This is a genomic window from Rhodococcus sp. NPDC056960, from assembly GCF_042674125.1.
In the GTDB taxonomy this organism is placed as follows: domain Bacteria; phylum Actinomycetota; class Actinomycetes; order Mycobacteriales; family Mycobacteriaceae; genus Rhodococcus_F.
The window spans coordinates 45,122-69,141 of the sequence record NZ_JBHURF010000006.1; the positions used below are offsets into that span (position 1 = coordinate 45,122).

The 24,020-nt window shown below is 65.4% G+C and carries 22 protein-coding genes; 6 read left to right on the top strand and 16 right to left on the bottom strand.

Annotation, left to right across the window (positions count from 1 at the left end):
• Window positions 1-17: 17 nt before the first annotated feature.
• The 3 genes from ACFTWF_RS10910 to ACFTWF_RS10920 form a co-directional block, all read right to left on the bottom strand.
• Entirely contained in the window at window positions 18-770 is a 753-nt protein-coding gene (locus ACFTWF_RS10910) for an enoyl-CoA hydratase (RefSeq protein ID WP_378461211.1), read from the bottom strand.
• Complete coding sequence (locus ACFTWF_RS10915) at window positions 770-1,819, bottom strand: LLM class flavin-dependent oxidoreductase (protein WP_378461212.1); 1,050 nt, start codon at window positions 1,817-1,819, stop codon at window positions 770-772. The genes ACFTWF_RS10910 and ACFTWF_RS10915 overlap by 1 nt, the downstream gene beginning before the upstream one ends.
• Before the next feature lie 100 nt (window positions 1,820-1,919).
• Window positions 1,920-3,416: a carotenoid oxygenase family protein gene (locus ACFTWF_RS10920; protein WP_378461213.1), complete on the bottom strand. Its 1,497-nt coding sequence runs from the start codon at window positions 3,414-3,416 to the stop codon at window positions 1,920-1,922.
• A 333-nt stretch (window positions 3,417-3,749) separates the two neighbouring features.
• Here ACFTWF_RS10920 and ACFTWF_RS10925 point away from each other — a divergent pair, with 333 nt between their 5' ends.
• The 5 genes from ACFTWF_RS10925 to ACFTWF_RS10945 all read left to right on the top strand — a co-directional run bounded on the left by ACFTWF_RS10925 (window position 3,750) and on the right by ACFTWF_RS10945 (window position 9,436).
• On the top strand, window positions 3,750-5,243 hold the full coding sequence (locus ACFTWF_RS10925) for an MFS transporter (protein ID WP_378461214.1): 1,494 nt from the start codon (window positions 3,750-3,752) through the stop codon (window positions 5,241-5,243).
• A 65-nt stretch (window positions 5,244-5,308) separates the two neighbouring features.
• Window positions 5,309-7,261 (top strand): flavin-containing monooxygenase, encoded by a 1,953-nt coding sequence (locus tag ACFTWF_RS10930; protein ID WP_378461215.1) that lies wholly within the window; start codon window positions 5,309-5,311, stop codon window positions 7,259-7,261.
• A 43-nt stretch (window positions 7,262-7,304) separates the two neighbouring features.
• Window positions 7,305-7,793, top strand: a complete 489-nt coding sequence (locus tag ACFTWF_RS10935) for a nuclear transport factor 2 family protein (RefSeq protein ID WP_378461216.1) — start codon at window positions 7,305-7,307, stop codon at window positions 7,791-7,793.
• Between the two features lie 6 nt (window positions 7,794-7,799).
• Window positions 7,800-8,243 (top strand): Zn-ribbon domain-containing OB-fold protein, encoded by a 444-nt coding sequence (locus tag ACFTWF_RS10940; RefSeq protein ID WP_185726136.1) that lies wholly within the window; start codon window positions 7,800-7,802, stop codon window positions 8,241-8,243.
• The gene (locus ACFTWF_RS10945; protein ID WP_378461217.1) at window positions 8,240-9,436 is read left to right on the top strand and encodes a lipid-transfer protein; all 1,197 of its coding nucleotides are present in this window, start codon (window positions 8,240-8,242) and stop codon (window positions 9,434-9,436) included. Before ACFTWF_RS10940 ends, ACFTWF_RS10945 begins: the two co-directional genes overlap by 4 nt.
• Before the next feature lie 87 nt (window positions 9,437-9,523).
• Here ACFTWF_RS10945 and ACFTWF_RS10950 read toward each other — a convergent pair whose 3' ends face one another.
• The 10 genes from ACFTWF_RS10950 to ACFTWF_RS10995 all read right to left on the bottom strand — a co-directional run bounded on the left by ACFTWF_RS10950 (window position 9,524) and on the right by ACFTWF_RS10995 (window position 20,597).
• Entirely contained in the window at window positions 9,524-10,840 is a 1,317-nt protein-coding gene (locus ACFTWF_RS10950; protein ID WP_378461218.1) for a Rieske 2Fe-2S domain-containing protein, read from the bottom strand.
• A 39-nt stretch (window positions 10,841-10,879) separates the two neighbouring features.
• On the bottom strand, window positions 10,880-11,602 hold the full coding sequence (locus ACFTWF_RS10955; RefSeq protein ID WP_378461219.1) for a hypothetical protein: 723 nt from the start codon (window positions 11,600-11,602) through the stop codon (window positions 10,880-10,882).
• Window positions 11,603-11,978: 376 nt separating this feature from the next.
• Window positions 11,979-12,587: a PaaI family thioesterase gene (locus ACFTWF_RS10960; protein ID WP_378461220.1), complete on the bottom strand. Its 609-nt coding sequence runs from the start codon at window positions 12,585-12,587 to the stop codon at window positions 11,979-11,981.
• Window positions 12,577-13,794 (bottom strand): ABC transporter substrate-binding protein, encoded by a 1,218-nt coding sequence (locus ACFTWF_RS10965; protein WP_378461221.1) that lies wholly within the window; start codon window positions 13,792-13,794, stop codon window positions 12,577-12,579. Before ACFTWF_RS10965 ends, ACFTWF_RS10960 begins: the two co-directional genes overlap by 11 nt.
• 75 nt (window positions 13,795-13,869) lie before the next feature.
• Window positions 13,870-14,592 carry an ABC transporter ATP-binding protein gene (locus ACFTWF_RS10970; RefSeq protein ID WP_378461222.1) on the bottom strand — a complete coding sequence of 241 codons (723 nt, stop codon included), beginning with the start codon at window positions 14,590-14,592 and terminating at the stop codon, window positions 13,870-13,872.
• On the bottom strand, window positions 14,582-16,399 hold the full coding sequence (locus ACFTWF_RS10975) for an ATP-binding cassette domain-containing protein (protein ID WP_378461223.1): 1,818 nt from the start codon (window positions 16,397-16,399) through the stop codon (window positions 14,582-14,584). The genes ACFTWF_RS10970 and ACFTWF_RS10975 overlap by 11 nt, the downstream gene beginning before the upstream one ends.
• Before the next feature lie 18 nt (window positions 16,400-16,417).
• Window positions 16,418-17,284, bottom strand: coding sequence for a branched-chain amino acid ABC transporter permease (locus ACFTWF_RS10980; protein WP_378461224.1), 867 nt, complete (start codon window positions 17,282-17,284; stop codon window positions 16,418-16,420).
• Between the two features lie 194 nt (window positions 17,285-17,478).
• Entirely contained in the window at window positions 17,479-18,507 is a 1,029-nt protein-coding gene (locus ACFTWF_RS10985; protein WP_378461225.1) for an acyl-CoA dehydrogenase family protein, read from the bottom strand.
• 1 nt (window position 18,508) lies between these two features.
• The gene (locus ACFTWF_RS10990) at window positions 18,509-19,645 is read right to left on the bottom strand and encodes an acyl-CoA dehydrogenase family protein (RefSeq protein WP_378461226.1); all 1,137 of its coding nucleotides are present in this window, start codon (window positions 19,643-19,645) and stop codon (window positions 18,509-18,511) included.
• A gap of 31 nt (window positions 19,646-19,676) precedes the next feature.
• Window positions 19,677-20,597 carry a hypothetical protein gene (locus ACFTWF_RS10995; RefSeq protein ID WP_378461227.1) on the bottom strand — a complete coding sequence of 307 codons (921 nt, stop codon included), beginning with the start codon at window positions 20,595-20,597 and terminating at the stop codon, window positions 19,677-19,679.
• Between the two features lie 293 nt (window positions 20,598-20,890).
• On the opposite strand from ACFTWF_RS10995, the gene ACFTWF_RS11000 reads away from it, so the two are divergent.
• The gene (locus ACFTWF_RS11000; protein ID WP_378461228.1) at window positions 20,891-21,550 is read left to right on the top strand and encodes a TetR/AcrR family transcriptional regulator; all 660 of its coding nucleotides are present in this window, start codon (window positions 20,891-20,893) and stop codon (window positions 21,548-21,550) included.
• A 75-nt stretch (window positions 21,551-21,625) separates the two neighbouring features.
• Here the strand turns inward: ACFTWF_RS11000 and ACFTWF_RS11005 are convergent, their stop codons facing one another.
• Genes ACFTWF_RS11005 through ACFTWF_RS11015 form a run of 3 tightly spaced genes read right to left on the bottom strand, consistent with a single transcriptional unit; the run spans window position 21,626 to window position 24,016 of the window.
• Window positions 21,626-22,441: a mycofactocin-coupled SDR family oxidoreductase gene (locus ACFTWF_RS11005; RefSeq protein WP_378461229.1), complete on the bottom strand. Its 816-nt coding sequence runs from the start codon at window positions 22,439-22,441 to the stop codon at window positions 21,626-21,628.
• Between the two features lie 54 nt (window positions 22,442-22,495).
• Window positions 22,496-22,744 carry a hypothetical protein gene (locus tag ACFTWF_RS11010; RefSeq protein ID WP_378461230.1) on the bottom strand — a complete coding sequence of 83 codons (249 nt, stop codon included), beginning with the start codon at window positions 22,742-22,744 and terminating at the stop codon, window positions 22,496-22,498.
• 21 nt (window positions 22,745-22,765) lie between these two features.
• Complete coding sequence (locus tag ACFTWF_RS11015) at window positions 22,766-24,016, bottom strand: ABC transporter substrate-binding protein (RefSeq protein ID WP_378461231.1); 1,251 nt, start codon at window positions 24,014-24,016, stop codon at window positions 22,766-22,768.
• Window positions 24,017-24,020: the final 4 nt, after the last annotated feature.

Here is a 24,020-nt window from a genome sequence, read left to right on the forward strand (position 1 = left end):
TTCCCGATTTCCACGAATCATCGGCCGAACTCGGCCACGTACTTCTGGAACGCCGGCTGCGTGACCGACGACGCCTGCGCCCACGACTCGAATTCGAGTACCGACGCCAGGTCGCCGTCCTGGGCGAGCTGAACCGCGCGCTTCATGTCCGCGAGCATCCCGCGATCCCGCGTCGAATACCGCTCTGCGAGTTCGAGTGCCGTGGCGATGGGGTCGTCGGCAAGTTCGGTCGCCAAGCCGACGCGGTACGCCTCGTCCGCTCCGATGGTCTTGGCGCCGAGAATCGTCGCCATCGCACGGTCGGCGCCCATCCGGCGTGTGAGGAACCAGCTGCAGCCGCCGCCGGGGTGCAGGCCGATGTCGGCGAACGACACGACGAAGCGAGCCCGTGGACCGGCGACCACTACGTCGCAGGCCAGCGCGATGTTGACGCCCGCGCCGACGGCCGCGCCCTGTACCGCCGCGATCGTCGGGATCTTCAGGTCGTGGATCCCGAGGAAACTCGCATAGACCGTCTTGAGTTCGTCGCGGATCTCCGCGGGCGGCCGGGTCGTGTCGCCGAACAGGCTGCCGACGTCGGCGCCCGCGCAGAACGCCCGGCCGGAGCCGGACACGACCAGTGCGCTCGCCTCGGGGTCCGCGGCGACGGCGGCGATCGCAGCGGCAAGCTCGTCGAGCATGTCCCGATCGAGGGCGTTGAGCCGCTCGGGCGCATTGAGTTGGATATGACGAACCGGTCCCCGGTTCGTCAGCTCGATCGTCGAGCCCATTACACGATCACACTCCCGGATTCGTCTGCCGGTTCGACCGGCAGCGGTGTCTTGTTTGATTCACAGTTGTTGGCGCCCTTGCCGATTCCGCGGAGGAGCGGCGCCATCCGACGCGCGATCAGGTCGACCGTGCGCTCGACCGTCTTCTCGGGCATGCCTCCGACGGAGGCCCAGAGGAAGACGGTGTCGACCGGGCAGTCGCCGATCCAGGCGGCGAACCGGGCGGTGAGATCCTCGGGTGTCCCGAACCAGAACGCTCCCGGACCGGACAGCGGCCTGTTGCGTCCGGCGGCGGGGTCGTACTCCCGGGGAGCCGGTCCCTCGATTCCGCGGGCCATATGACGCCGATACGAGTTCTGCTGATATGCGATGTACCCGGACATCTCGGACCACTCGCGGTCCGGGTCCTCGCTCGGAAGCGCGAAGAACGGCCCACCCATACGCCCCGCGGACGGGTCGAGCCCCGCGTCGGCACGGCCCCGTCGATACGCCGGCATCAGGTCGGGATTGACGAACAGCAGGTTGGCACCGAGTCGCCCGGCACGACGCGCGCCGTACTCACCGCCGCTGCCCAGCCAGATCGGGATCGGGGACTGGACCGGAGCCGGTGTCACCCGCTGCCCCGCCCACATCTCTCGCAGTTCGGACACCTGCCTGGTCATGGTGGTGAAGCGGGCGTCGCGGTCGGCGCCGAACAGATCGAACTCGGCCTGCTGGTATCCCGCGCCGAGCCCCAGGTCGAGACGGCCGTCGGAGATCAGATCGACGACGGCCGCCTGCTCCGCCAGTTCGACGGTGGCGTGCAACGGTGCGACGACGAGCGCGGTTCCCACCCGGACGGTGCGGGTGCGCGCCGCGACCGCCGCCGCGAACGTGAGCGCCTGCGGGAGGTACCCGTCGTCGAACCCATGGTGTTCGCTGACCCAGATCGAGTCGAGGCCCGAGGCCTCGGCGAACTCGCACATCTCGAGGGTGTGCGCGTAGACGCGGGCCGGGTCGAGTCCCGATCCGGGCGGCACCCGTAGATCGAAATAGACCCCGACCTTCACGAGGATCCACCCTTCGACAGCGCGACACGCTGCCAAGTCGGGAGCGCGGAGGTAATCGTCAAGTCCGACATGGTCATCTGCTCCGTTCGGGGCCTGCCGGTCAGCGGAAGTCCATCCAGTGTCCGTGCGGGGTCCAGCCCATCAGGAACGGAATCTCGATCCGCGCGACCGGGCCGGTGGTGATGTCGTAGGTATCGAAGATCAGATACTCACCCCGCCGCTCCGCCCACCACGACACCGGCACGATGATGAACCCATCCCCCTCCGGTGAGGTCGGGGTCCGCGGCGCGAACGTCGCCTCCAACACCGCCGCCGCCTCCGTCGACCGAATCTGATACACCTGCTCCGCCATCGTCTTCACATTCGTCACGACCAGGCTGTTCATCGACATCCCGTTACGCTTGACCACCCCACCGACCTGGAAACCGAACGTGTACCCCTTGCCGTAGAACCGCTCGTCGACCTTCGGCAACTCCGACGGCCGATCCGAGAGCTGCTCCGTCTTCGCCGCCCCGGTCTTCAGATCGATCGTCCACCGACCCAGAAAACTCCGCGACACCGAGAAGAACAACGCCACATCCTCCCCCTCCGCGAAATCCTCCGCGAACGGGAACGGCGGCCGGTTGAAGATCGGCGCATCCAACATCAACAGATCACCCTCGACATTCGCCGACAAGGTGTGCATCACATACTCCGCCGGCAGATCCGTGGTGATCCACCGCACCTGCCCCTGCAGATCATGCCGCGGAATCAACGCGATCACGATCGGCAACGACGCATCCCACCCCCAGATCCCCAACTTGCGCTCGGTGATCTGCTTCCGATCCGCCGTGAACGGCTGAAACGGCATCACAATCCACTCCGGCGTCAACCAAATATCATGCGCCACCGTGTTATACGGGGCATCCTCGAGATCCCGCGACTCCACCACCCCATCCGGATGCACGATATGGATCGTCACGAACGGCGCCTCATCCCGCCAATTCCACCCATACAACGTCCCGGTGTCGTGATCCCACTTCGGATGCGCCGTGAACGAGGCATCCCCGAACGACGACTTCGCGTGCAAACCCGCCGACAACTTACTCGACCACGGCACCACCCCCCGCGTCTGCAGGGTGATCGGATCCAACGCGATCGGCGGCCCACCCTGCTCACCCGACGCCAACACCTCCCCCGCGAACGGGAAAATATTGATGTTGTTCGTCCCCTGCGGAACCCCCGCCGTGAACTCGTCACGCACGACATCGCCGTACGCGTGATCACGCCAATCCCCGAACCCCCCGTCGGTCCACTCGAACAACCCCCGCCCCGCCCGCTCCTCCGCCACGAACTTCGGCGTCCGAATCCACCGATTCCGGAAATCCGCCCGACCATTGTCCAAAACCAGACCCTGCACCATCCCGTCCATACTGATCAACGGGGTCGTACCCTGCTTCGACGGACGACGCCACGTCGGACCCGACCGATAGAAACCACCCGACAACTCCCGCGGAATCTCCCCCGACGTCACAATGCACTCCTCGACCGTCGCCTCGAAACGCATCGGCTGAAACGGCCCCCGCAACGAATTGCCCTTGGGTAACGGATATCCCATTTTCCTCATACCTCCGATAGCGACGGCTCGGTGAAATCCGGCAGCCCGTCGCACATTAGCACCGCCCGGACACGAATGGAAACGCTCGTTCACATTGCCCGATTCGGGCGCTTGACCTGCGTCGACGCACTCGCGCCGGACCCAGGGCGGCGTGACGCTTGCAGGCCGCGTAATACTTATGATACTTCAAATATCATAATACCGTGGGTCGGGTCGGCAGGCAGGCGGAACAAGACCGTCACTTCACGCCCGCCCGGAGCATCTCGCTTGCCTCCGGTTCTTCTCGAACACGGATCACAGACCGGAGGCACTGCAGTGATATTCCCCCGCCGAATGCCTCCCACCTGGCTGATCGTCACGTTGATGGCGTTGTGCGGCACGATCGTCTCGCTCCAGCACACGATTGCGATCCCGATGCTTCCATCGGTGCCGGAGACCTACGGGGTGAGTACGGACGACGCCTCCTGGCTCGTCACCTCGACCCTGCTCGTCGCCGCCATCGCCACCCCGGTGGTCACCCGGCTCGCCGACATGGTGGGACGGCGCCGGATGCTCGTCATCGCGATGTCGGTGATGACCGCAGGCTCGTTCATCGCCCTCCTCGGCACATTCCCGGCACTCATCGCCGGGCGGTCGCTCCAGGGCTTCGCGACGGCGCTCGTGCCCGTCGCGATCAGCATCCTCAGGGACACGCTGCCCCCGGCGAAGATCGGCACCGCGATCGGCGGCCTCAGCGCGACCCTCGGCATCGGAACCACGCTCGGCATCCCGCTCGCAGGCTTCCTGCAGGACATGGCGGGACCACTCACCGTGTTCTGGGTCGCGGGAGCCTGCGGTGCGCTGCTGACCGTCGGCGCACTCCTCATCGTCCCCGACATCGGATCACGGTCACCCGGGCGGTTCGACTTCGTCGGCGCACTGCTGCTGTCGATGGGACTCGCCGCGATGCTGCTGGCGCTGTCCAAGGGCGGGTCCTGGGGCTGGGCCAGTCCGCGCACACTCTGCTGCGTCGCCGCAGCGGTCGCCGTCTTCGCGGTATGGGCGCCGCTGCAATGGCGGGCGCCCAATCCGCTGGTGAACCTGCGGACCGCCGTCTATCGCCCAGTTCTGCTGACCAATCTGGCCGGCATGCTCATCACGTTCGCGATGTTCATCAACACGCTCGCCACGACGCAGCAACTACAACTCCCGACCTGGACCGGTCACGGTTTCGGTCTCACCGCCACCTCCGCCGGACTCGCAGTCGCGACGACCGCATTCGCACAGGTGATGGTCTCGCCGTTCGCCGGCATGCTCATCGACCGCTGGAACGGTCGTGTCGTGCTGCTGATCGGGAGTGTCGTCACCACCGTCGCGTGTGCTGTCCGGCTCGTGGCGCCCGGCACCGTCGTCACTGTCACGGCCATCGCGTTCGTGATCGCCGGGGGCACCGCCATCTCGTTCGCCACACTTCCCGGGCTGGTCATGGCGGCCGCACCGGCATCCGAATCTTCGGCCGCCAACGGCATCAACACCCTCCTCCGTTCCGTCGGCGCGTCGCTGGCGAGTGCCACCCTTGCGATGATCCTCGTCTCGCTCAGTGTCGACTCCGGTTCTGTCCCCATCCCCACGGCGCGAGCGTTCGACGTCGTGTGGGTGGTGGCCGGGATGTGCGCCCTCGTGACCACGGTCCTGGGCGTGTTCCTGCCCCGACGGTCTCCCGTACACACCGAGGTCACAACGATCAATCCTCGCCGGAATGCGCTCGCAGGCAATGAAACGACCCCGCCCGCCCAGAGTAATTCACCGGTTCCCATTGCGGCGCGACGCGCACGTAACCTATTCTGATATTCAGAGTTTCAAAATCCGCCGAGTCGCGGAGCCCTTTCCCGTCGCCAGAAGTCAGGAATCCTGTGACCCAAACAACTCCCGCGCCGCTGTCCGTCTCGGACCCCGCAGAGGCCGAGTTCCAGCAGTCCCTCGCCGCCGCGCTCGACGACGCCAATCTGCCGACACTGCTGGCGGCGGTCGTGCAGCTCACCGGCGATCTGTCACTTCTCGAAGGCAAGTTCCGGCCCACCGCCATGCGCGGACCGGGCGACCACGACGACGGCGGCATGCCCGAAGGCGTTCGAGCCGAGCTGCGCACGCTTGCGTTCGACGTCGTCCTGGCGCATCGCCGCGGCGAACTGCCGGATGCTCCCACCCTGGCACCCGAGCAGGTACTGCACGTCCTCGGCCGATGCCTGGACGAAGAAGTGCCGAGCGCGCAGGGCGGCATGCTCGCCGAAGAACTCGGCGCTCTGTCCCGTGCAACGCCGGTCATCGACACCGCGTCCGGTGAACGGGCACCGCACGTCCTGGTGGTCGGCACCGGCTTCTCGGGACTGTGCGCGGCCATCCGGCTCGACGAGGCCGGTGTGCCGTACACGATCATCGACAAGAACCCGGACGCCGGCGGCACGTGGCACGAGAACATCTACCCGGGCTGCGGCGTCGACACCCCCGTCCACCTCTACTCGTACTCGTTCGCCCAGCGAGCGGATTGGCCCCGGTACTTCGCCAAGCAGTCGGAGGTCGAGGATTATCTGCTCGACATCGCGACGTCGTACGGCATCCGTAAGCAGGTGCAATTCGGCACCGAACTGGAAACCGCCGAGTGGGTCGAGGACCGGCAGCACTGGCGAGTCACGCTCCGCCGCGCCGACAACTCCACGTACACCGCGGAGTACCCGGTCGTCATCACCGCGGTGGGTCTGCTCAACCGTCCCGCCTACCCGAAACTCGACGGTCTGGACTCCTTCACCGGACCGGTCGTCCACACCGGTGCCTGGGATCCCGGGATCGACCTGGAGAACAAGCGGGTCGCCGTGATCGGAACCGGCGCCTCCGCGATGCAACTGGTGCCGGCCATCGCAGGCACCGCCCGTGAGGTAACCGTCTTCCAGCGTTCGGCGCAGTGGATCATGCCCAATCCCAACACCACTCGCGGCGTGGAGCCGGCCAAGCAGTTCCTGATGGCCGAGTTCCCCGGCTACCTCGCCTGGTACCGGCTGCAGCAGGCTTGGAAGTTCGGTGACCGGCTGCACCCGATGCTGCGCATCGATCCGGAATGGCCGCATCAGGAGCGGTCGATCAACTCCGAGAACGAGCGCCATCGCAAGTTCCTGACCCGGTACATCGAGCAGAAGCTCGAGGGCCGCCCCGATCTGATCGAAAAGTGCGTGCCCGACTACCCGCCTTACGGCAAGCGTCCACTGCTCGACCACGGCTGGTTCGACGCACTTCTCCGTGACGACGTCGCCCTGGTCGGCGAGGGCGTGTCCCGCATCGACGGTCAGCGTGTGGTCACCTCGTCCGGTGCCGAGTACGAGGTCGACGTGATCGTGCTGGCCACCGGATTCCAAACGCTCAACATGCTCGCCCCCATGGAGATTCACGGCCGCGACGGAACAACGTTGCGGGAGAGTTGGGGCGCCGACGACGCGCGGGCCTACCTGGGCATGACCGTGCCCAACTTCCCCAACATGTTCATCCTGTACGGCCCCAACACGAATGCAGGCCACGGTGGCAGCCACGTCCTGAGCGTCGAGATGCAGGTCCGCTTCGTGCTGCAGGCTCTCGCGCGGATGGCGAAGCGGAACCTGTCTAGCATCGAATGCCGGCAGGAGGTCTTCGACGCCTACAACGGCGAGATCGACGCTGCGCTGGACGGTTCGATCTGGACCCACACCGGCATGACGACCTATTACCGCAACAGCAAGGGCCGCATCGTCACCAACACGCCGTGGACGAACGCCGACTACTGGCATCGCACTCGCAGTCTTGTCGCGGAGGAGTTCATCGAGCGCACGTGCGAACTGTGAGCCGCATCCCCCTCATACCTACGAAGACGGAAGGTATCTCGATATGACCGACACCGAACGCACCCGGGTTCTGGTCCTGCAATTCAATGAGGCACGCGCTCGCAACGACGCCGACGCGATCGCGGCGCTGCTGGCCGAGGACGTCGAATGGCACCCACCCGTCGGCATCCGTCCCCGGCCCTTCCGCGGCCGAGAGCGGGTGGCCGCCGCCCTCACCGGGGCGAATACGAGTCGGGTACTGCGGGTCGACACGATCGAGCGCGAAGTCGTCGCGGTCGTGGTCGACGGCGAGACCGCAGTCGTCCGGCAGCTCATGCGCGCCGAGCGAATCGACGGCGAGACCTACACCAATGACTACTGCTGGGTCTACACGTTCCGCGAGGGATTGATCCAGCGGATGGACGAGTACGGCGACACCCTGCTCACCGCACGCGCCGGGTTCGTCCCGCTGCTGCCACCCGAAGATTCGGTGCCCGAACCGCCGAGGGCCACGAACCTCGTTGCCACCACCCACACCCCCGAAAGGAACTAGGGAATCATGACGACACCCTCCCGTTCCGCCGTGCCCGACTGGTTCGACGCGAGCGAGACCCGGCTCCTGGGCAAGGCGTGCACGCGCTGCCGTTCCGTCTTCTTCCCCCCGACCATCGACCGCTGCCGCAATCCGCGGTGCGGCGGCGATGTGCTCGAAACCCACCCTCTGAGCACCCGCGGCCGGATCTGGTCGTGGACACGCAACCACTACAAGCCTCCGGCCCCCTACGTCTCGGGCGATCCGTTCGAGCCCTACACCGTGCTCGCGGTCGAGCTCGAGGAGGACGGCCTGGTCGTACTGGGGCAGCTCAGCCCGGACAGCCCGCCCGCGAACGTCGGCGACATGGTGTCGCTGCGCACGGAGAAGCTGCTGGAAGACGAAGACGGCGTCCAGTTGGTGTGGCGCTGGACCCTCGACAATTCCGAGACCGTGGAGGTCGCATCATGAGTGGAGTAGCCGTTCTCGGGGTGGGTATGCACCCGTGGGGCAAGTTCGGGAAGTCGTTCGTCGAGTACGGCCGGGTGGCCGCTCGCGCGGCCCTCGAGGATGCCGGCATCGACTGGACCGACGTGCAGATGGTCGCCGGCGCGAACACCTGGCGCGGCGGCTACCCCGGCCTGGTCAGCGGCGCGGCCTTCGCACAGGAGCTCGGCTGGAACGGCACCCGTCTGAGTAGCTCGTTCGCCGCGTGTGCGTCGGGGGCTCAGGCGATCGGGGCCGCCCGGGCCCACATCCTCGCCGGTCTGTGTGACGTCGCCCTCGTCATCGGCGCCGACGTCGCCCCCAAGGGGTTCTTCGGCCCGTTCGGCGGCGGTGATCAGACCGATCCCGACTGGCTGCGGTTCCGACTCCTCGGTGCCACCAACCCCACCTACTTCGGTCTCTACGCCCAGCGCCGCATCGCGGCGTACGGCGCGAGCGAACGCGATTTTGCGATGGTGAAGGCGAAGAACAGCCGTGCGGGCGCACTCAACCCGAACGCACGGTTCACCAAGGTGGTCACCGAAGACGAGGTGCTGGCGAGCGCGTATGTCGCCGAACCGCTGCATCTGCTGGACGTGTGCGCCACGAGTGACGGTGCCGCGGCACTGGTCATCACCAGCGAGGACTATGCGCGTCGTAAGCAGCTCGATCGGGGTGGCCGCACCGTTCGCATATCAGCGTTGTCCACGAACTCGCCGACCTACCCGAACAACGTCATCGAGATGCCCAACTTCGCCACCGACTCGACACTCGCGGTGCCCGCGCCGGACGAGGGTTTCAAGACCTCGCTCGCCAGTTCGGCGTACGCCGAGGCCGGTCTCGGGCCCGACGACCTGAATCTTGCAGAAGTCTATGATCTTTCGACTGCTCTCGAACTCGACTGGTACGAGCACATCGGGCTGTGCGCCGAGGGCGAGGCCGAGAAGATTCTGCACGACGGCGTCACCTCGCTGGGCGGACGGGTGCCGGTGAACCCGAGCGGCGGACTCGCAAGCTTCGGCGAGGCCGTACCGGCACAGGCCATCGCCCAGGTCGTTGAGCTGACGGTCCAGTTGCGCGGCGACGCGGGTGAGCGTCAGGTGCCGAATGCCAACGTCGGCATGTCGATCAACCAGGGTCTCTTCGGTCACGGTTCAGCAGTGATCGTCACGGCCTGACCTCAACTCCGAACGCCTCGACCCCGTTGCACCGATATGGAATCGGTGCAACGGGGTCGAGGCGTTCGTACTCAGCTCACGTACGGGTCATGCGTCGGTCGACTGCGCGGCCTTGGCCGACGAGGGAACACCGACGACGTCCTGCCAGCGCACACCCGGATCGATCAGTTCCTCCGCCGAACGGATTTCGTCGTAGCGGAAATCCCCCGCCAGGCCCAGTGGCGTCTCGCCGCGCTGGTTCCGACGTGCGGCATCGAGCATCAGGCGACGCATGCGGATCACGGCGAGGTCGGACGTGCCCAGGTGCTCCCGGGTGCGATCCTCGATCGGACCCATGCTCTCCTGCACCCCGAGATCCTCGGTCTGATTTCCGGTCATGCCGCTGAAACTGAACTTGTCGCCGTGCTGCTTGCGGTCCATCGAGTCCCGATCCTGCCGCCACATGTTCCCCGAGTGGAAGTCCATGTGGAAGTTTTCGTCGAGGTCACCCACACCGGACCATTCCAGAATCTTGGCCCGATACTCGGGCTCGATGATCTCGTCACCCTCCCGGGCGTGGATGAAGTAGAAGATGGTGTTCTCGTCGTCGACCGGCACGAACACCTGCGAAAAGATCCAACCCTGCGGCGCCGAGAACATCGCCCAGTACGGCGCAATGAATTTCGTTGTCCGTACGTACTGCTTGGGCGTTCCGTCCTTCAGCGTCGCGTCCCGGATACCGGCGTACTGGAACCCGTAGGGCAGGTTGTCGATCTCGAGACGCGGAGCGCCTCCGACGAGGACCTTGTCGAACAGCCCACCGCCGCCGGTGTACTCGCCGCCGCCTGCCAACTTGCGCATCAGATCGTTGTGCAGAAAATTCGCGTGCGCCGCATCGATGGCACCCTCGATCGCCTGCGCCCAGTTGCATCGCTGCGCCACCCGAATCGTGTAGATCTGCTCGGGCTTGCGAGCGGTCCAGTCGAACGCCGGGAACTCCGGCTCGGCCTTCGGGTCACCGAAATACGCCCAGATCAGGCCGCCGGCCTCACGCACCGGATACCCGATATGACGAATCTTGTCCTTGAACGTGCTGTCCGCCGGCTCCGACGGCGTCTCCACCACCTTGCCGTTCCGATCCACCCGCCACCCGTGATACAGGCATTGTAGAGCACAATTCTCGTTGCGCGCCAACGCCAACGACGCACCCCGGTGCGGGCACGCCTCGTCGAGCACCCCGACCTTGCCCTCGGTGTCCCGGAACGCCACGTACTTGCCGCCGAGGATCTTGATCCGCCGCGGGGCCCCGTCCGAGACGACGTCCTCCGACATCAGCACCGGCGTCCAGTACTGACGCATCAAGACACCCATCGGTGCGTCACCCTCGACGCGGGTGAGCAGATCATTGTCTTGCTTGTTCAGCATGAGTTCTCTCCAAATCGAGTCCGTGGTGCGAGGTAACTGTCAGATACAGGTGAAGTGGACACCGGCCACATCGAACTGCTCTTTCACGACGATTTCGCTCGGGAGCTTCAGTTCGACGGCGCAGATTCCCTCGCGCAGTGTGTCCTTCGTCGTGGTGAAGCGCACGACCTGACCGGCCTCGAGCAGGTGGACGTGTGCCTCGTCGTCCGAGACCGTTTCCACCCTGGCATCGAGGGCCAATGCCCATTTCTCGGCGGCGTGGTGTGCATCCAGCATCCGCACTTCCATGGAGACGATCCCCCCTTCGGGATGCTCGGGAACCTTTCCGGACCAGGCCGGACCTCCCCACCTCCACGATTCGTACGGCGTCGCCCAGTCGACCGACACCATCGCTCCCGGCACATCCTTCGGGTGCAGCACGTTCGCACCCTGGTCGAATAACTTGAGCTCCGCGACAATCCGCACCCCCAGCTCATCCAATCTGGCTCGGGCACGGTCGTTGTCGGGAACCTGGAACACCGCCATGTATCCGGCATCGCCGCCGCGTTCCTCAGCGTATCTCCGAACGGGGCCGTCCTCGTACGGGGAGCAGATCTCCAGGAACGAGTTGCCCAGACTGAAAACGGCGTTGTGCGTCGAGAACTGGTTCGCCAGATCGTCGTTGAACGGCTCCGACAATCGTAATGCTTGCTGCACCGTATCGGCCGTGCCCGCCAAGTCAGCGGTCACCACCGCGACATGTCTGAGACGAATGTGAGTCATGGAAATCCTACCGATCTTGGTCGTTGTCGTCGCGCGATGAAATCCGGACCACGCCTGTGTCTCGGGCTCCATTCCGCGGTGCCAGATTCTTCGGCGTTTCTCCGTACGGTTCGCGTTCGTCGCGGGCGGCCCAGCACATTCACCTCGCTGACATCTCGGGAACACGATCGACGGGAATGAGTTGGAGACGAACCGTGCTCGGTCGAAATCCAATTACGAGAATTGCCGACTCAGAACTGTGATGTGACTCACTACACACGACCGAAGGTGAAGATGTCAATATGTGGAGCAGTGGAATTCACAGCCCGATCGACTCCGGTGGTTGCGCAGCAGAGGATTACGGAAGGACTGCCGGATCAGCAGCACGTGCGTTGTGTCAGATCGTGGTGGCGACGAATAACGACTCTGCTCGCGCGCACACGGTGTCCCCGTTCCACAACGTGCCTCGGAGGAAGCGCTTACGCCCCTCTTCCCGCTCGAACGCGGCCTCGAGCATCAGGGGCGTGTCGAGCGGTGTGACCGAGACGTACGACACGTTGAGATAGGCCGTGCGCGAACGTGAGCGTTCCCACGACGCGAGTGAGCCGAGCACGTCGTCGAAGATCAGCGGGATCGCGCCGCCGTGTGCCACACCGCCCACACCGTTGAAGAACCGTCCGAACCGCACGTGGGCGACCACGCTGTCATGATCCCGTTCCACCACCTCGAACCACGGTGTCATCGATTGGCCGCGGCTCGGCACGTCGCGGCGGTTCGAGAAGTCTCGCCGGAAGTCGGGCACCTGATGCTCCGCGAGCGAAGACGCACCCGTGGCGAGCAGGGTCGTCAGCTGTTCCGCTTCGGCGACCGGGAGGGCCGCGCCGGCAAGCAGGTCCTGGAAGCGTCGCATCTCGGTGATGAGCCGGTCGAAGACCGGTGCCGGGAGGATCGGCGATTCGGTCCTCCCGGCAATGTCCCGATCGGGTTGTACTTCGCTAGTCGGCATCGGGAACGAGCATTCCGTCGACCGTCGGGCCCGCGTGGACGAATACGAGTTCGTCGGCGCCCCAGGTCATGGTGTGGTCGTCCGCGCTGAAGTCCCAGTCCACGGGCCCGATGTACTTCTCCCGGATCTCGGCCGGAACCCGGCCGCTTTCGAGTGCGTCCGCGAGATCCGCGGCCTCGTTGCTCTCGCTGGCCTCGTATGCGCCCCACGCGAGGATCAGATCGTTGTACGTGAACCCCGGGGTCACTAGGCTCACGCCGATCGGCTGGTCGGTGTGGTTGCCCAGTGCCTGGCGGAAGGCGGCGAACGTGTCGCTCTGCGCACTCGGCTGCCCCTCGACCGCGAAGGCGTAGCAGTGGAGTTGGACGTTCGCCCACTGCTCCGGTTGGGCGATGGTGGCGAAGTCGGTTGCGCAGGTCTCACTGCTGCCGAAGATGGGCTTGTCCCATCCCGCGGTCCGGGCACTCGAGAGGTAGACGCCGGTGATCGGCCCGGCTCCGGCGAGGAACAGCGCGTCCGGCTGCTGCGCGGCGAGCTTGAGCATCGTGGGTGTGACGTCGACCGATGTCGGCGCGACCAGTTCCGAGACCACCGAGATCCCGTGCTCGCTGCCTGCCTTCTCCATCGCGGCCAAGCTCAGTCGTGCACTCGTCGTGTCTGCCCCGATGTACGCGATCTTGTGGTACCCCTCGGCTTGGAAGTGCTCGATGACGCGGGCATTCACTTCCATGAACGTCGTGCCGGAACCGAAGGCATACGGGAACTTCTCGGGATCGTTCGCATCGGTGGCACCCCCGACGTGGATGGTCAGGATCTGGTTCGCGGTGGCGAGGGGCAGAACGGCCATCACCTCCTGGCTCGTCAGGCCCGGCATGAGCATGTCCGGCCTGCCGTCATCGGTCAGGTAGGTCTGTAGCCGTTCGACACCGGTCGCGGCGTCACCGGCGTTGTCCTCGGCGTCCACGACGACGGTGCGGCCGTCGATGCCGCCCTTGTCGTTGATGATGTCAGCGGCGGCTTCGAGCCCCGCGACCTGGAGAGATCCAAGGGAGCTCAGCGGCCCGCTCAGCGGGGCCAGTGCCAGTACGTGGAACGCGGACCCGTCGTTGCCCGCACTCGGACCGGCACTGCAACCGGTCAACACGAGAGCGGTACACGACAGCCCGGCCAGGCCGGTGAGCCATCGGCGGGTGGAAGTGCAATTCATCGATTCCTACTTTCGTTGTGGCCCGGGGCACGACGCTTCGACGAGGGCCTCACGCGAGGCCCACCGCCGACGGCCTCAGACGAGAAAATCCGAAGTGATCCGATCGGGGGTCATCTCCTCGGCCGAACCCGCGAACGTCACCCTCCCTCGATCGAGGACGACCACGTCGTCGGCGATCCCGTCGAGGAGCATGTCGACGAGTTGGTCGACAAGCACGACGGCGAGACCGCGATCCCGGACGGACTTGATCAGGTCCAGGACCTGGGCGAAGGCGACAGGGGACAGGCCTGACGACGGCTCGTCGACGAGCAACACCCGGGGCTGACCGACGATCGCCTGCGCGATGGCGAGCAGTTGCTGCTGCCCACCGCTCAGGTGCCCGGCCACGCGTGCACGCATCTCGTGGAGGAGCGGGAAGTCCTCGAACACGACGTCAAGCAGTCGCCGCCGCTCGACCGACGACACCCGCGGCAGTCCGAGCAGGAGATTCTCGTCGACGCGCAAGTCACCGAAGATCCGCCGGCCCTCCTGAACCAGGCTGATTCCGGAACGGGCCCGCTTCCACGCAGGCGAACCGGACAGATCCTTCCCGTCCAGCACCACTGAACCTGCGCTGAGCGGAAGCGATCCGGCGATCCCGTTGAGCAGCGACGTCTTCCCGGCACCGTTGCGCCCCACGAGGACCGTGACCCTACCGGGCGAGGCGGTCAGTCCGGCGTCCCACACGGCCGTCATGTCGCCGTAGGCGACCTTGACGCCGCTCACCTCGAGTCGCCCACCGCGAATCTCATCGGACATCCTGCGCTCCTTGCGGATCGAACGTCTCAGGCACTGCCACGGTCAGCGGACGACCCAGGTAACTCTCGATCACCTGGGGAGAGTTGCGCACCGCCTCGGGATCACCTGACGCAATGACCTTTCCGAGGTGCATCGCGAACACTGTGTCAGCCAACGACATCACGAAGGGCACGTTGTGTTCGATGAGGACAATGGTTGCGCCGAGTTTCCGGAGCGACTGCAACAGGCGCGTCAGGTCGTTCAGCGCGGTCTCGTCGAGGCCTGCGGCAGGTTCGTCGAGCAGGATCACCTTGGGCGCACCGACCGCGGCACGGAGGACCTCGAGCAGGCGACGCGTGCCCAGGGGAAGCGTGGCCGCTTCCTGGTCCGCGAGGTGATCGAGCCCGACGAGCGCGATCAACGCTTCGGCTCGGTCGGCCTCCTCACGCCGTGCACGTCGGTAGGACGGCAGGCGGAGGATTGCCGCCAAGGGACGGAATCGGCCCGCGCGCAGCATTCCCGAAGCGACGATCTCGCGGACGCTCATCTCGTCGGGAATCGCCGGGGTCTGAAACGCGCGGGATACGCCCGACCGGGCCGCGGCAGCGGCTGTGAGGCGAGAGATGGACGTGCCGTCGACCTCGATCACTCCCGACTCCGGCCGAATGAAGCCCGAGATCGCGTTGAGCAGAGACGTCTTCCCCGCACCGTTGCTGCCGATGATCGCGGTGATACGGCCCGGCTCGGCGACGACACCGGCCCCGTCGAGCGCGGCCACGCCGCCGAAGTGCTTCGTCACGCCGCTCGCCGACAGCGCGCCCCCGCTCAAGTCGGGTAGCACCACGTCGGCGCGCTGCGGCCCGGCGCGCTTCCGGCTTTCCGGCACAGCAGCCAGCATCCGTTTCGTCAGTATCGCCAGGTAGCCCGCGATCCCGTGCGAGAACAGGACGGCCACAATGACCAGGAATGCACCGAAGATCGCCATCGAGTACACCTCGAACGAGGAGATGCGGTCCGGAACGATCACGAGAATCGCAGCACCGATCACCGAACCGTAGATGCTGCGTGTTCCGCCGAGGACCGAGGCCGCCAGAACCGCCAGAAGCATCGACAGGTTGAACGGGGCAGGTGAGATGTATCCGGCGAGGTACGCGTAGAGAACACCGCCCATCGCGGCGGGAATCGAACCCACGACATACGAACTCAGCTTCATCGTGGTGGCCGAGTGGCCCAGAGACTCCACGAGGCGCGGGCTCTCGCGGAATGATCTCAACGCCACGCCGTAGCCGGACAGAATCAGGTTGCGAAAGATGACGAGCCACACTCCTACGACCACGATGGTGGCGGTGTAGAGTTCGCCGGTCGTCAGCGGGACGCCGAGGAAGGTGGGCGGGGATATCAACTTGCCCTCCAGCCCGCCGGTGTAGTCCCGCAGCGCGACCACGACGGACGGCAACAACATGATCAGGAAGAACGACGTCAGACCGAGCGACCACTTGCTGAGCCGCAAACCGGGCAGGCCGGTGACCAGACCGAGCAGGGCGCCCGCAACACAGCCGACGACGAGATTGACTACGAGATCAGTGATCCCGTTGATGCCCAGAATCATCGCGCTGTACGCTCCGGCCGCCATTACGGCGACCTGACCCAGCGCGAGTTCACCGCCGAACCCGAAGCTGAGGTTGATGCCGGCCGTCACGAGGCAATAGACGCCGATCAGGATGATCTGGCGTTCGGACAGCATCGAGAAGCCGAGCGCGGGGAGGAGCAGGACGACGAGCCACAACACGACGGGTACGGTCCAGCCGTACTTGACGATGCGCTCCATGGGTCGATTTCTCCTAGTTCAGACGAGCCGGAGCTGACGTGTCCCGAACAGCCCTGTCGGGCGGATCAGCAGCGTCAGGAGAAGGAGGGCGAACGCGAAGATCAGTGAGTATTCCGCACCGATGTAGCGGGCCGTGTACGCCTGCAGGAGGCCGACGATCAGCCCGCCGACGAGGCATCCGTGGAAGCTGCCGATTCCCCCAACAGCGAATGCGACGAAAGCGTAGACCAGGAGCTGGATCCCGAGGTCGAACGACGAGTGGATTTTCGTGGCGGCCAGGATGCCTAGCGCACTCCCCAGTGCGCCGGCAAGCATCAGCACCTGAGCCCGGCCGCGGGTTCCGTTGATACCCCTGAGCATCGCCGATTTGGCATCGATGGTCACCGCCCGACCCTCGAGCCCCCACCGGCTCCGGCGGGTCAGGGTGTGCAGGGCCAGGATGCCGGCCACCGCGGCGAAGACGAGAACGACGTCGACGACGGCGAGCCGTCCCCCGAGGAGATCGATGCCCCGGTCCAGCCCGAAGACCGAAACCCGGTGCCCGTCGGTTCCGTACGTCGCGAAGGCGATCCCCTCGAGGACGAAGGCGACACCGACCGTGGTGATCAGGATGCCGTCACCGCCCCTGGAGATGACCGGCCTCACGGCGACCAGTTCGGTGACGTAGCCGAGTACGGCGCCAACTACGAGGCAGATCGGCACCAGCAGAACGGCGGGGATCTGAGGTCCCCGGGAAACGAATTCGTACGACACGAACGCTCCGACCATCACCGTCTGCGGCGCAGCGAAATTGAATACCCCGGATTGCGCCATCCCGATGTTGAACAGCGCCGCGACGAGGGCGTACAGAGCGCCGATCGCCAGAGCTGACCACAGCAACGTCACGTGTAATCCTTTCGCCGTGCCCCGTCGGACACGACACATCGTTCCGGGATCGTGGCGTGAGCTCCGCCACAAATTTCGATCCTATTAGTCTCAATACTTTAAGGCAGTGGTAGAGGCATCAAATAAACTTTGCCCCAGCCGATTACACAATCACACTGGTGGGGCCGATCCTGGGATCGGCCCACGACCGCGGTTCAGCCGACAAGGCTCGCCTGCAGCGCGGGATTGAAATCCAACTCGACATCGCCCAGGGCGTCGAACACTCTGTCCGAGTGGAACTCGGTTGTTCCCCAGGCATTGAGCAGGCTCCAGATCCGCATCAGGTACAGGTGGAGATCTGCTTCCATCGTGTACCCGATGGCACCGTGGCACTGCAAGGCCGCCTTGGCTGTTCGGCGGGCAGCCTTGTTCGCCATCACCTTCGCCATCGAACAGACGCGACGGGAGTCGTCGGCGTCCGTCGCCATCGACCAGGCAGCCGCTTCCGCTACCGGGCGGGCCATCTCGACCGCGATGTGCGCATTCGCCATATGATGCTTGACCGCCTGGAACGTTCCGACCGGGGCACCGAATTGTCTCCTGCTCGAGGTGTACTCGACGGTGATCTCGATCGCCCTCGCGGACAGTCCCAGCAGGAAAGAGGCCGTCATCAGCGCCGCGCGGTCCTCCGCGCGCGCGATGTGGGCGGCCACCCCGGGACCCTGCGCGACGATCTCAGCCGTGTCGAGCCGCGACCGGTCGAGGCGTCCGACCGCCCGTGACGAGTCCATCGATTCCTGCGGTTCGATACCGTTCAGATCGACGAGCCGGATGCGATCCGATTCCAGCACGAGCGCGTGCCCGGCGCCGAGGTAGGGAACGACATCCGAGACGGTCGCAGTGAGGCCTCCGCTCATCGCTGTGGAATCCGCGAGCCGGTCCGGAGCCAGTGCGGCGAGCAGCGGCACAGCGACGGCGGCGTGCTCGACGACAGGCCCGGGCACGGCGGCCCGGCCCAACTCCTCGAATGCCGACGTCAACTCCAGTTCGCTACCACCGCCACCGAGTTCCTCCGGCGCGAGCAGCGTCAGCAGGCCGAGCCCGTCGAGCCCGTCCCACAGGGCCGCAGGCGTCCGCCCGGTGGCCCATGCTGCACGGACCACGTCGGGCCGGCACTCCCGTGACACAAAACTTCTCGTCGCCTCCGCGAAGGCGATCTGTTCCTCGGTCGGTGCGAAACGCATGTCAGCTCCTCGGCATTCCAAGTACACGCTCAGCGACGATGTTGCGCTGAATCTCGTTGGTTCCTGCAAAGATCGGTGTCGCCATCGACGTGATGAACCCGTGCCACCACTTTCCGTCGATCTCGGCACCGTCACCGAGCAGGTCGAGCGCCGTCTCGTGCATGTGCACGTCCATCTCCGACCAGAACACCTTGTTGCCGCTCGATTCGGCTCCGACCTTGCCGCCCTCTGCTATCCGGGTGACGGTCTTCATCGAGTTGTATCGGTAGGCCTGGGCCGAGATCCACGCGTCGACGACGTCCCGCTTCAGGGTCGACGAAGGTCCGTCGACGGAGCCGTACAGATCGACGAGATTCTGGGCCGCAGCCATGAACCGGCCGGGCGAGCGCAGGATCAGTCCACGCTCGGAACCCGTCGTCGCCATCGCGACCTTCCAGCCGTTGCCGACCCCGCCGAGCACGTCGGAGTCGGGAACGAAGACGTCATCGAAGAAGATCTCGCCGAAGCCGGTCTCGTTGCCAAGCTTCTGCACCGGACGAACCGTGACGCCGGGTGCGTGCAGATCGATCAACAGGTACGACAGGCCGCGGTGGCGCGTGGACTCGGGATCGGTTCGGACCAGCGCGAAGAGACGGTTGCAGAACGGGGCGCGCGTGCTCCAGGTCTTCTGACCGTTGACCCGCCAGCCGCCGGCCGCCTCGTCCCTGTCCGCCCGTACCCGCACAGCGGCGAGGTCGCTACCCGCCTCGGGTTCCGACCAGCCCTGCGCCCACATGTCCGCGACCCCTGCGATACGGGGCAACAGTTCCGTCTTCTGCGCGTCGGTGCCGAACTCGAACAACGACGGCGCCAGGAGGAACAGCCCGTTCTGTGCCGCCCGGGGGCCCAGGCCCGCCGCGAAGTACTCTTCCTCGAAGATCATCCACTCCCACAGGCCGAGACCGCGGCCGCCGTACTCTTCGGGCCAGGACACCGCAGCCCACCCGGCCTCGAAGAGCGTCCGTTCCCACTCGCGGTTGAGAGCGAAGCCACGCTCGGTATCGGGGGACGGCAACCGTTCGGCCGGACGATTCGTCCGCAGCCAGTCGCGCGCCTCCATCCGGAATTCGTGGTCGGTCGAGGATTCCTCGAGATTCATTTTGCCGCCTTGGATTTGAATTGGTTACAGGTCAGGGATGCGCTCGGGGTTCGACCAGCTCGAACGGGACACCCAGCGTCGACGACGGGTCGAGGCGACGGATCCGCTCCCCGTCCGCGTTCGTCGAGGTGACACCCGTGACACCGCGATCGGCGAGCACCGTCTCCATGTAGTCGAGGTCACCGACTTCGAGGACGATGGCGTGCGGCCCCGGGCCCCACTCGCGATGGAATGCGCCGAGCTCGGAGTCCGCGCGCGGTTGGCACAGTTCGAGCGCCGCACTGAGCGGATTCCCCAACTCGTAGGTCGCGCTGACCCCGTACTCGTGTGTGCTGACCGAGGTGGCCACCAGGCCGAGGTTCGCGTCGAGTGCCCGCACCGCGCCGTCGACGTCGTCGACCAGAAACCTCCGGGCCCTGATCCTGCGCACACCCGGGCCGTCACCGGCACCGTCCTCGGCGGGCACTGCGGGCACACCCGAACTCGATGTGGGCACGACCTCGATCCACAGACCGGCGTCGACGTCGGCGTCGTATCCCAGGGGGTCGTCGGCCGTGACGCCGATCCACACCCGGGGGAAGGCGAAGTCCTCGCTCACCGGGGTGACCCGATGCCGCACGTCGTTCGTCCGGAGGTGCTTGATCACGGCCTCGACGTCGCCCGCGAGTACTGTCGCGTGCGTACGGACCGGGCGGTTGCCCTGGGCGTCGATGCGCTCCTCCACGTAGTCGTGTGGCGCGGTCCGTGGGCGTGCACCGATCAGTTCGATACGGGTCGGCGCCGACCGCAGCGACGGTTGCATCCGCAACCACGCCGCCCGGAAGCCGTGCCCCTCGGGTTCGAGGAAAGCATTCGGCCTCGGTGCGGGCAGGCCCAGTAGTTCCACGAGGGCCGCGGCCGCTCCGTCCGGATCGTCGGTCACGATGTCAGCTGACACGAGTGCGTCGTACACGGACTCGACCTCCTTTCATGTCGGCGTCTCTATATTGAGACAGCTTATGCCATAACTGTTGCAGGCGGAACTCCTCGCGGCAATTCATTCCGGACCGCACCTGCTTACCAGCGGAGAAGAGTTGAGCGGAAAGCGCTCTCGGTAGGCACCATCGCGCACTGGTACCGTCCCGCGCCACCAACTAAGCTGGCGAACATCGAATTTCTACCCAACCGCCGGTGTCGAACATGTGGCGGCTCTGCCGAGCGAGAGCGGCACGCACCTCAGACCTTGCCGATACCAGGAGAGTACGTATGACTCGAACAACGACAGGTAACCGGTCCGGCGACCGGAAGGCTCCCACGAAACGTCCGGTCGGGCGCCCGAAACTACGGATAGACCCAGACGAGGTCGCTGCCGTCGCCATTCGACTCTACGACGAACACGGCTTCGACGCGGTGTCCATCGAGGCCGTCGCTGAAGGGCTGGAGGTGTCCCGCGCGACCCTGTACCGGACCGTGCGATCTCTGGACGAGCTGCACAACATCCTCCTCGAACGCATTCTGTCGACGGTCGAGAACAGTGCAGGCAAGATTCTGAGTGCGCACGACGAGCCGGGAACCGCGCTGATCGCCCTCATCCGTTTCCAGATCGACGCGTCGGTCCGGATGAGGAATTACGTAGGCGTCTACTTCGGCTGGGGACTGTCCCCCGACGTATACGACAAGTGGCGCTCGTGGGCCGGCGGGTACGAGAAACTCTGGACCAAGGCGGTCACGAGCGCAGTCGCAGCCGGCTACCTCGAGAGCGACGACGTCAGGACCACCACGCGGTTGATCCTGGGCATGGTCAACTGGGTGTCCCGCTGGTACAGCTCGGCGAGCGGACCGACACCGGACGACATCGCGAACGCGGCGATCAAACTCGTGCTCCCCAACTGGAGCGGACCAATGCCCGATTCCTCCGCATCCTGACCGCCGGGAACGAGAAGAGGCCCTCGACGCCACCGGATGTCCGGTGGGATCGAGGGCCTCCGCTAGACGGCCGGCTCAGTAGGAATGCGCGCCCGCATCGATACTGATGTGCTCGGAAGTAATCTTCTTCGAGTCGTCCGACACCAGGAAGAGCACCAGGTCCGCGATGTCGTCCACGTCGATTCGGCGGTCCGGCAGGAATGCCGTCGCCATCAGGCCCAGCGGCGGATTGGTCTCCTCCACCTGAGCAATTCGCTGCTGCATGTCACCCGAGCCCATCGGGGTTTCGACAGCGCCCGGATGGATACTGTTCACCCGGATATTGTGCTTGCCCAATTCGGCAGCGAAGGCGCGCGCCATACCGGTGACCGCGTGCTTGCTCGCCGTGTAGGGAACCATGAACGGCTGAATCTTGACCCCGGCGTACGAACTGGTCATGACGATGGAACCGCCACCCGCATCGACGAGGTGCTTGGCACCGGCCATCACGGTGTGCCAGACGCCCGTGACGTTGATGTCCATCGTGTCACGGAACTCCTCGGGCGTCGTCGCATCCCACGTGTTCGGGATGCAGATTCCCGCATTGGCGACGATTCCGTCCAACCGGCCGAATTCCTCCACACCCCGGTCGACGAGCGAGGTCATGAAATCCAGATCGCGAACATCGCCCTGCTCGATCAGCGCCCGCCGCCCGGTGGCCTCGACCAGCGAACGCGTCTCCTTCAGATCCTCGAGCGTCGCCGAATCGTACGGAACACCGGGCAGGTGGTCGGCCACGTCGATGCCGATGACGTCAGCGCCCTCCTGGGCCGCGCGAACCGCGATCGCCCTGCCCTGACCGCGGGCGACGCCGGTCACGAATACCACTTTTCCTTGCAAGCGCTGAGTCATCAACGTACTCCATGATTCTCGGATTCATTATGGTCGGGTAGAAGGACTGGCGAATTACAGGCGCACCGTGCCGAGGCTGACCTCGTCGTCGGACTCGATGGCGATACCGAAGAGCCGCAGCGGAACACCGACGCGCAGTTCGAACTCCTTCGCCTCCCGGACCGCTTCGAAGTCTGCAGGGCTGATGCCGATGCTCTGGATGTCGAGGCCTGCATCCCGAGCCGCCGCGATGGCGGTGCGGGCGTTGTCGAGCAGCACCGCCAGAGAGACATCCTGCGTGATGCCCTGATTCACGACCTGCATTTCACTCACTCCTTGGATCGGTTACGTGTTCGGCTGGTTCAGCCGCTGGAGGTTGGCCACCTCGTCGTCGCTGAGGCACTGATAGCCCGGGCCGTCGGGGGACGTCAGTTCACCGTCCTTGACTTCGAGCGTGAAGTAGCACGGGATGTCTGCCGGGGTGCCCTCTGTGAAATTGAGCGGGATGGAGAAACCGCCGAGCGTTTCATCCTTCAGAGCGTACAGACCTTTTCGCACATCGTCCGGGGTCGACGTCGGACCGACGTTGCCAGCCTTCGCGGCGGCCTCGAACAACTCGAATCCGACCCACACCAGGGAGTTCGGCTGGCTGAACTGACTTGTTCCGCGCAGGTCGGGAAGTTGCTGGTCGACGGCGTCCAGATAGTCCTTGACCGCGGGAATGCTGTCGTCAGTGTAGTTCGCGGCCGGTGAGGACGTCAGCCTGCCCTCGAAGTTCGGATCCTTCAGCCAGTCGTCCGACAGACCGCCGGCAGTGGAGACCGTGGCGGGATGGTAACCCTGCTGCCGGCAGCTCTCCATGACTCGCGACTGCACGGGCGACGTATTCAGAATCTTCAGGACGTCGGCTCCCTGCTCCTTCAACTGAATGCATTGAGCGGTGAAGTTCGGGGAGTTCGCCGAGATCTGCATCGCCTCGAAATCGAGGTCGAACGAATCCGCGATCTTCCCGGCGAGGACTTGGGAGTCCTTGCAGGCCGGCGCCTCACCGCAGTAGAGGAATCCGAGGTTCGTTCGCCCCTGTTCCTTCGCCATCTTGTACACCGCATATTCCTGCACTGCGAGCGAAGGCCCACTGGCGAAGAAGTTCGGGCTCTTCTGGAACGGGGGCGAGAACGACAGCCCGCCGACGATCGGAATACCCTGACCGTCAACGTAGTTCACCCAGGAGTCGACGACCGGACTCGCCTCGCCGACGATGGCCACGACCTTCTCGACCTCGACGAGTTCCTTGACCGCCTGCAGCGATCGCGTCGGATCGAGGCCGTCGTCCTTCACCACGATCTCGACGGGGTGGCCGTTGATGCCTCCCTGGGCGTTGACTGCCTTCCCCCACGCCAGAGCGATCTCGTCGGTCGCGCCGAGGGCGTCCGACTGCGGACCCGAGCAGCTACACACGAATCCGATCCGGATCGGATCGCCGGACGCGGTGCTGACGGGGTCGGTGCCCGAGGACGACGCCCCGCTGCAGGCGGTGACGGCGGCCAGTGCGGCCGCGGTTCCGGCGACAGCCAGAGTCTTCTTCCAATTGCGCATTTTC

Excerpts from the sequence above, each read along its gene's own strand:
- ACFTWF_RS10910 (WP_378461211.1), bottom strand. The coding sequence starts at position 770 with ATGGGCTCGACGATCGAGCTGACGAACCGGGGACCGGTTCGTCATATC.
- ACFTWF_RS10920 (WP_378461213.1), bottom strand. The coding sequence starts at position 3,416 with ATGGGATATCCGTTACCCAAGGGCAATTCGTTGCGGGGGCCGTTTCAG.
- ACFTWF_RS10925 (WP_378461214.1), top strand. The coding sequence starts at position 3,750 with ATGCCTCCCACCTGGCTGATCGTCACGTTGATGGCGTTGTGCGGCACG.
- ACFTWF_RS10935 (WP_378461216.1), top strand. The coding sequence starts at position 7,305 with ATGACCGACACCGAACGCACCCGGGTTCTGGTCCTGCAATTCAATGAG.
- ACFTWF_RS10940 (WP_185726136.1), top strand. The coding sequence starts at position 7,800 with ATGACGACACCCTCCCGTTCCGCCGTGCCCGACTGGTTCGACGCGAGC.
- ACFTWF_RS10945 (WP_378461217.1), top strand. The coding sequence starts at position 8,240 with ATGAGTGGAGTAGCCGTTCTCGGGGTGGGTATGCACCCGTGGGGCAAG.
- ACFTWF_RS10950 (WP_378461218.1), bottom strand. The coding sequence starts at position 10,840 with ATGCTGAACAAGCAAGACAATGATCTGCTCACCCGCGTCGAGGGTGAC.
- ACFTWF_RS10955 (WP_378461219.1), bottom strand. The coding sequence starts at position 11,602 with ATGACTCACATTCGTCTCAGACATGTCGCGGTGGTGACCGCTGACTTG.
- ACFTWF_RS10960 (WP_378461220.1), bottom strand. The coding sequence starts at position 12,587 with ATGCCGACTAGCGAAGTACAACCCGATCGGGACATTGCCGGGAGGACC.
- ACFTWF_RS10965 (WP_378461221.1), bottom strand. The coding sequence starts at position 13,794 with ATGAATTGCACTTCCACCCGCCGATGGCTCACCGGCCTGGCCGGGCTG.
- ACFTWF_RS10970 (WP_378461222.1), bottom strand. The coding sequence starts at position 14,592 with ATGTCCGATGAGATTCGCGGTGGGCGACTCGAGGTGAGCGGCGTCAAG.
- ACFTWF_RS10975 (WP_378461223.1), bottom strand. The coding sequence starts at position 16,399 with ATGGAGCGCATCGTCAAGTACGGCTGGACCGTACCCGTCGTGTTGTGG.
- ACFTWF_RS10985 (WP_378461225.1), bottom strand. The coding sequence starts at position 18,507 with ATGCGTTTCGCACCGACCGAGGAACAGATCGCCTTCGCGGAGGCGACG.
- ACFTWF_RS10990 (WP_378461226.1), bottom strand. The coding sequence starts at position 19,645 with ATGAATCTCGAGGAATCCTCGACCGACCACGAATTCCGGATGGAGGCG.
- ACFTWF_RS11000 (WP_378461228.1), top strand. The coding sequence starts at position 20,891 with ATGACTCGAACAACGACAGGTAACCGGTCCGGCGACCGGAAGGCTCCC.
- ACFTWF_RS11005 (WP_378461229.1), bottom strand. The coding sequence starts at position 22,441 with ATGACTCAGCGCTTGCAAGGAAAAGTGGTATTCGTGACCGGCGTCGCC.
- ACFTWF_RS11010 (WP_378461230.1), bottom strand. The coding sequence starts at position 22,744 with ATGCAGGTCGTGAATCAGGGCATCACGCAGGATGTCTCTCTGGCGGTG.
- ACFTWF_RS11015 (WP_378461231.1), bottom strand. The coding sequence starts at position 24,016 with ATGCGCAATTGGAAGAAGACTCTGGCTGTCGCCGGAACCGCGGCCGCA.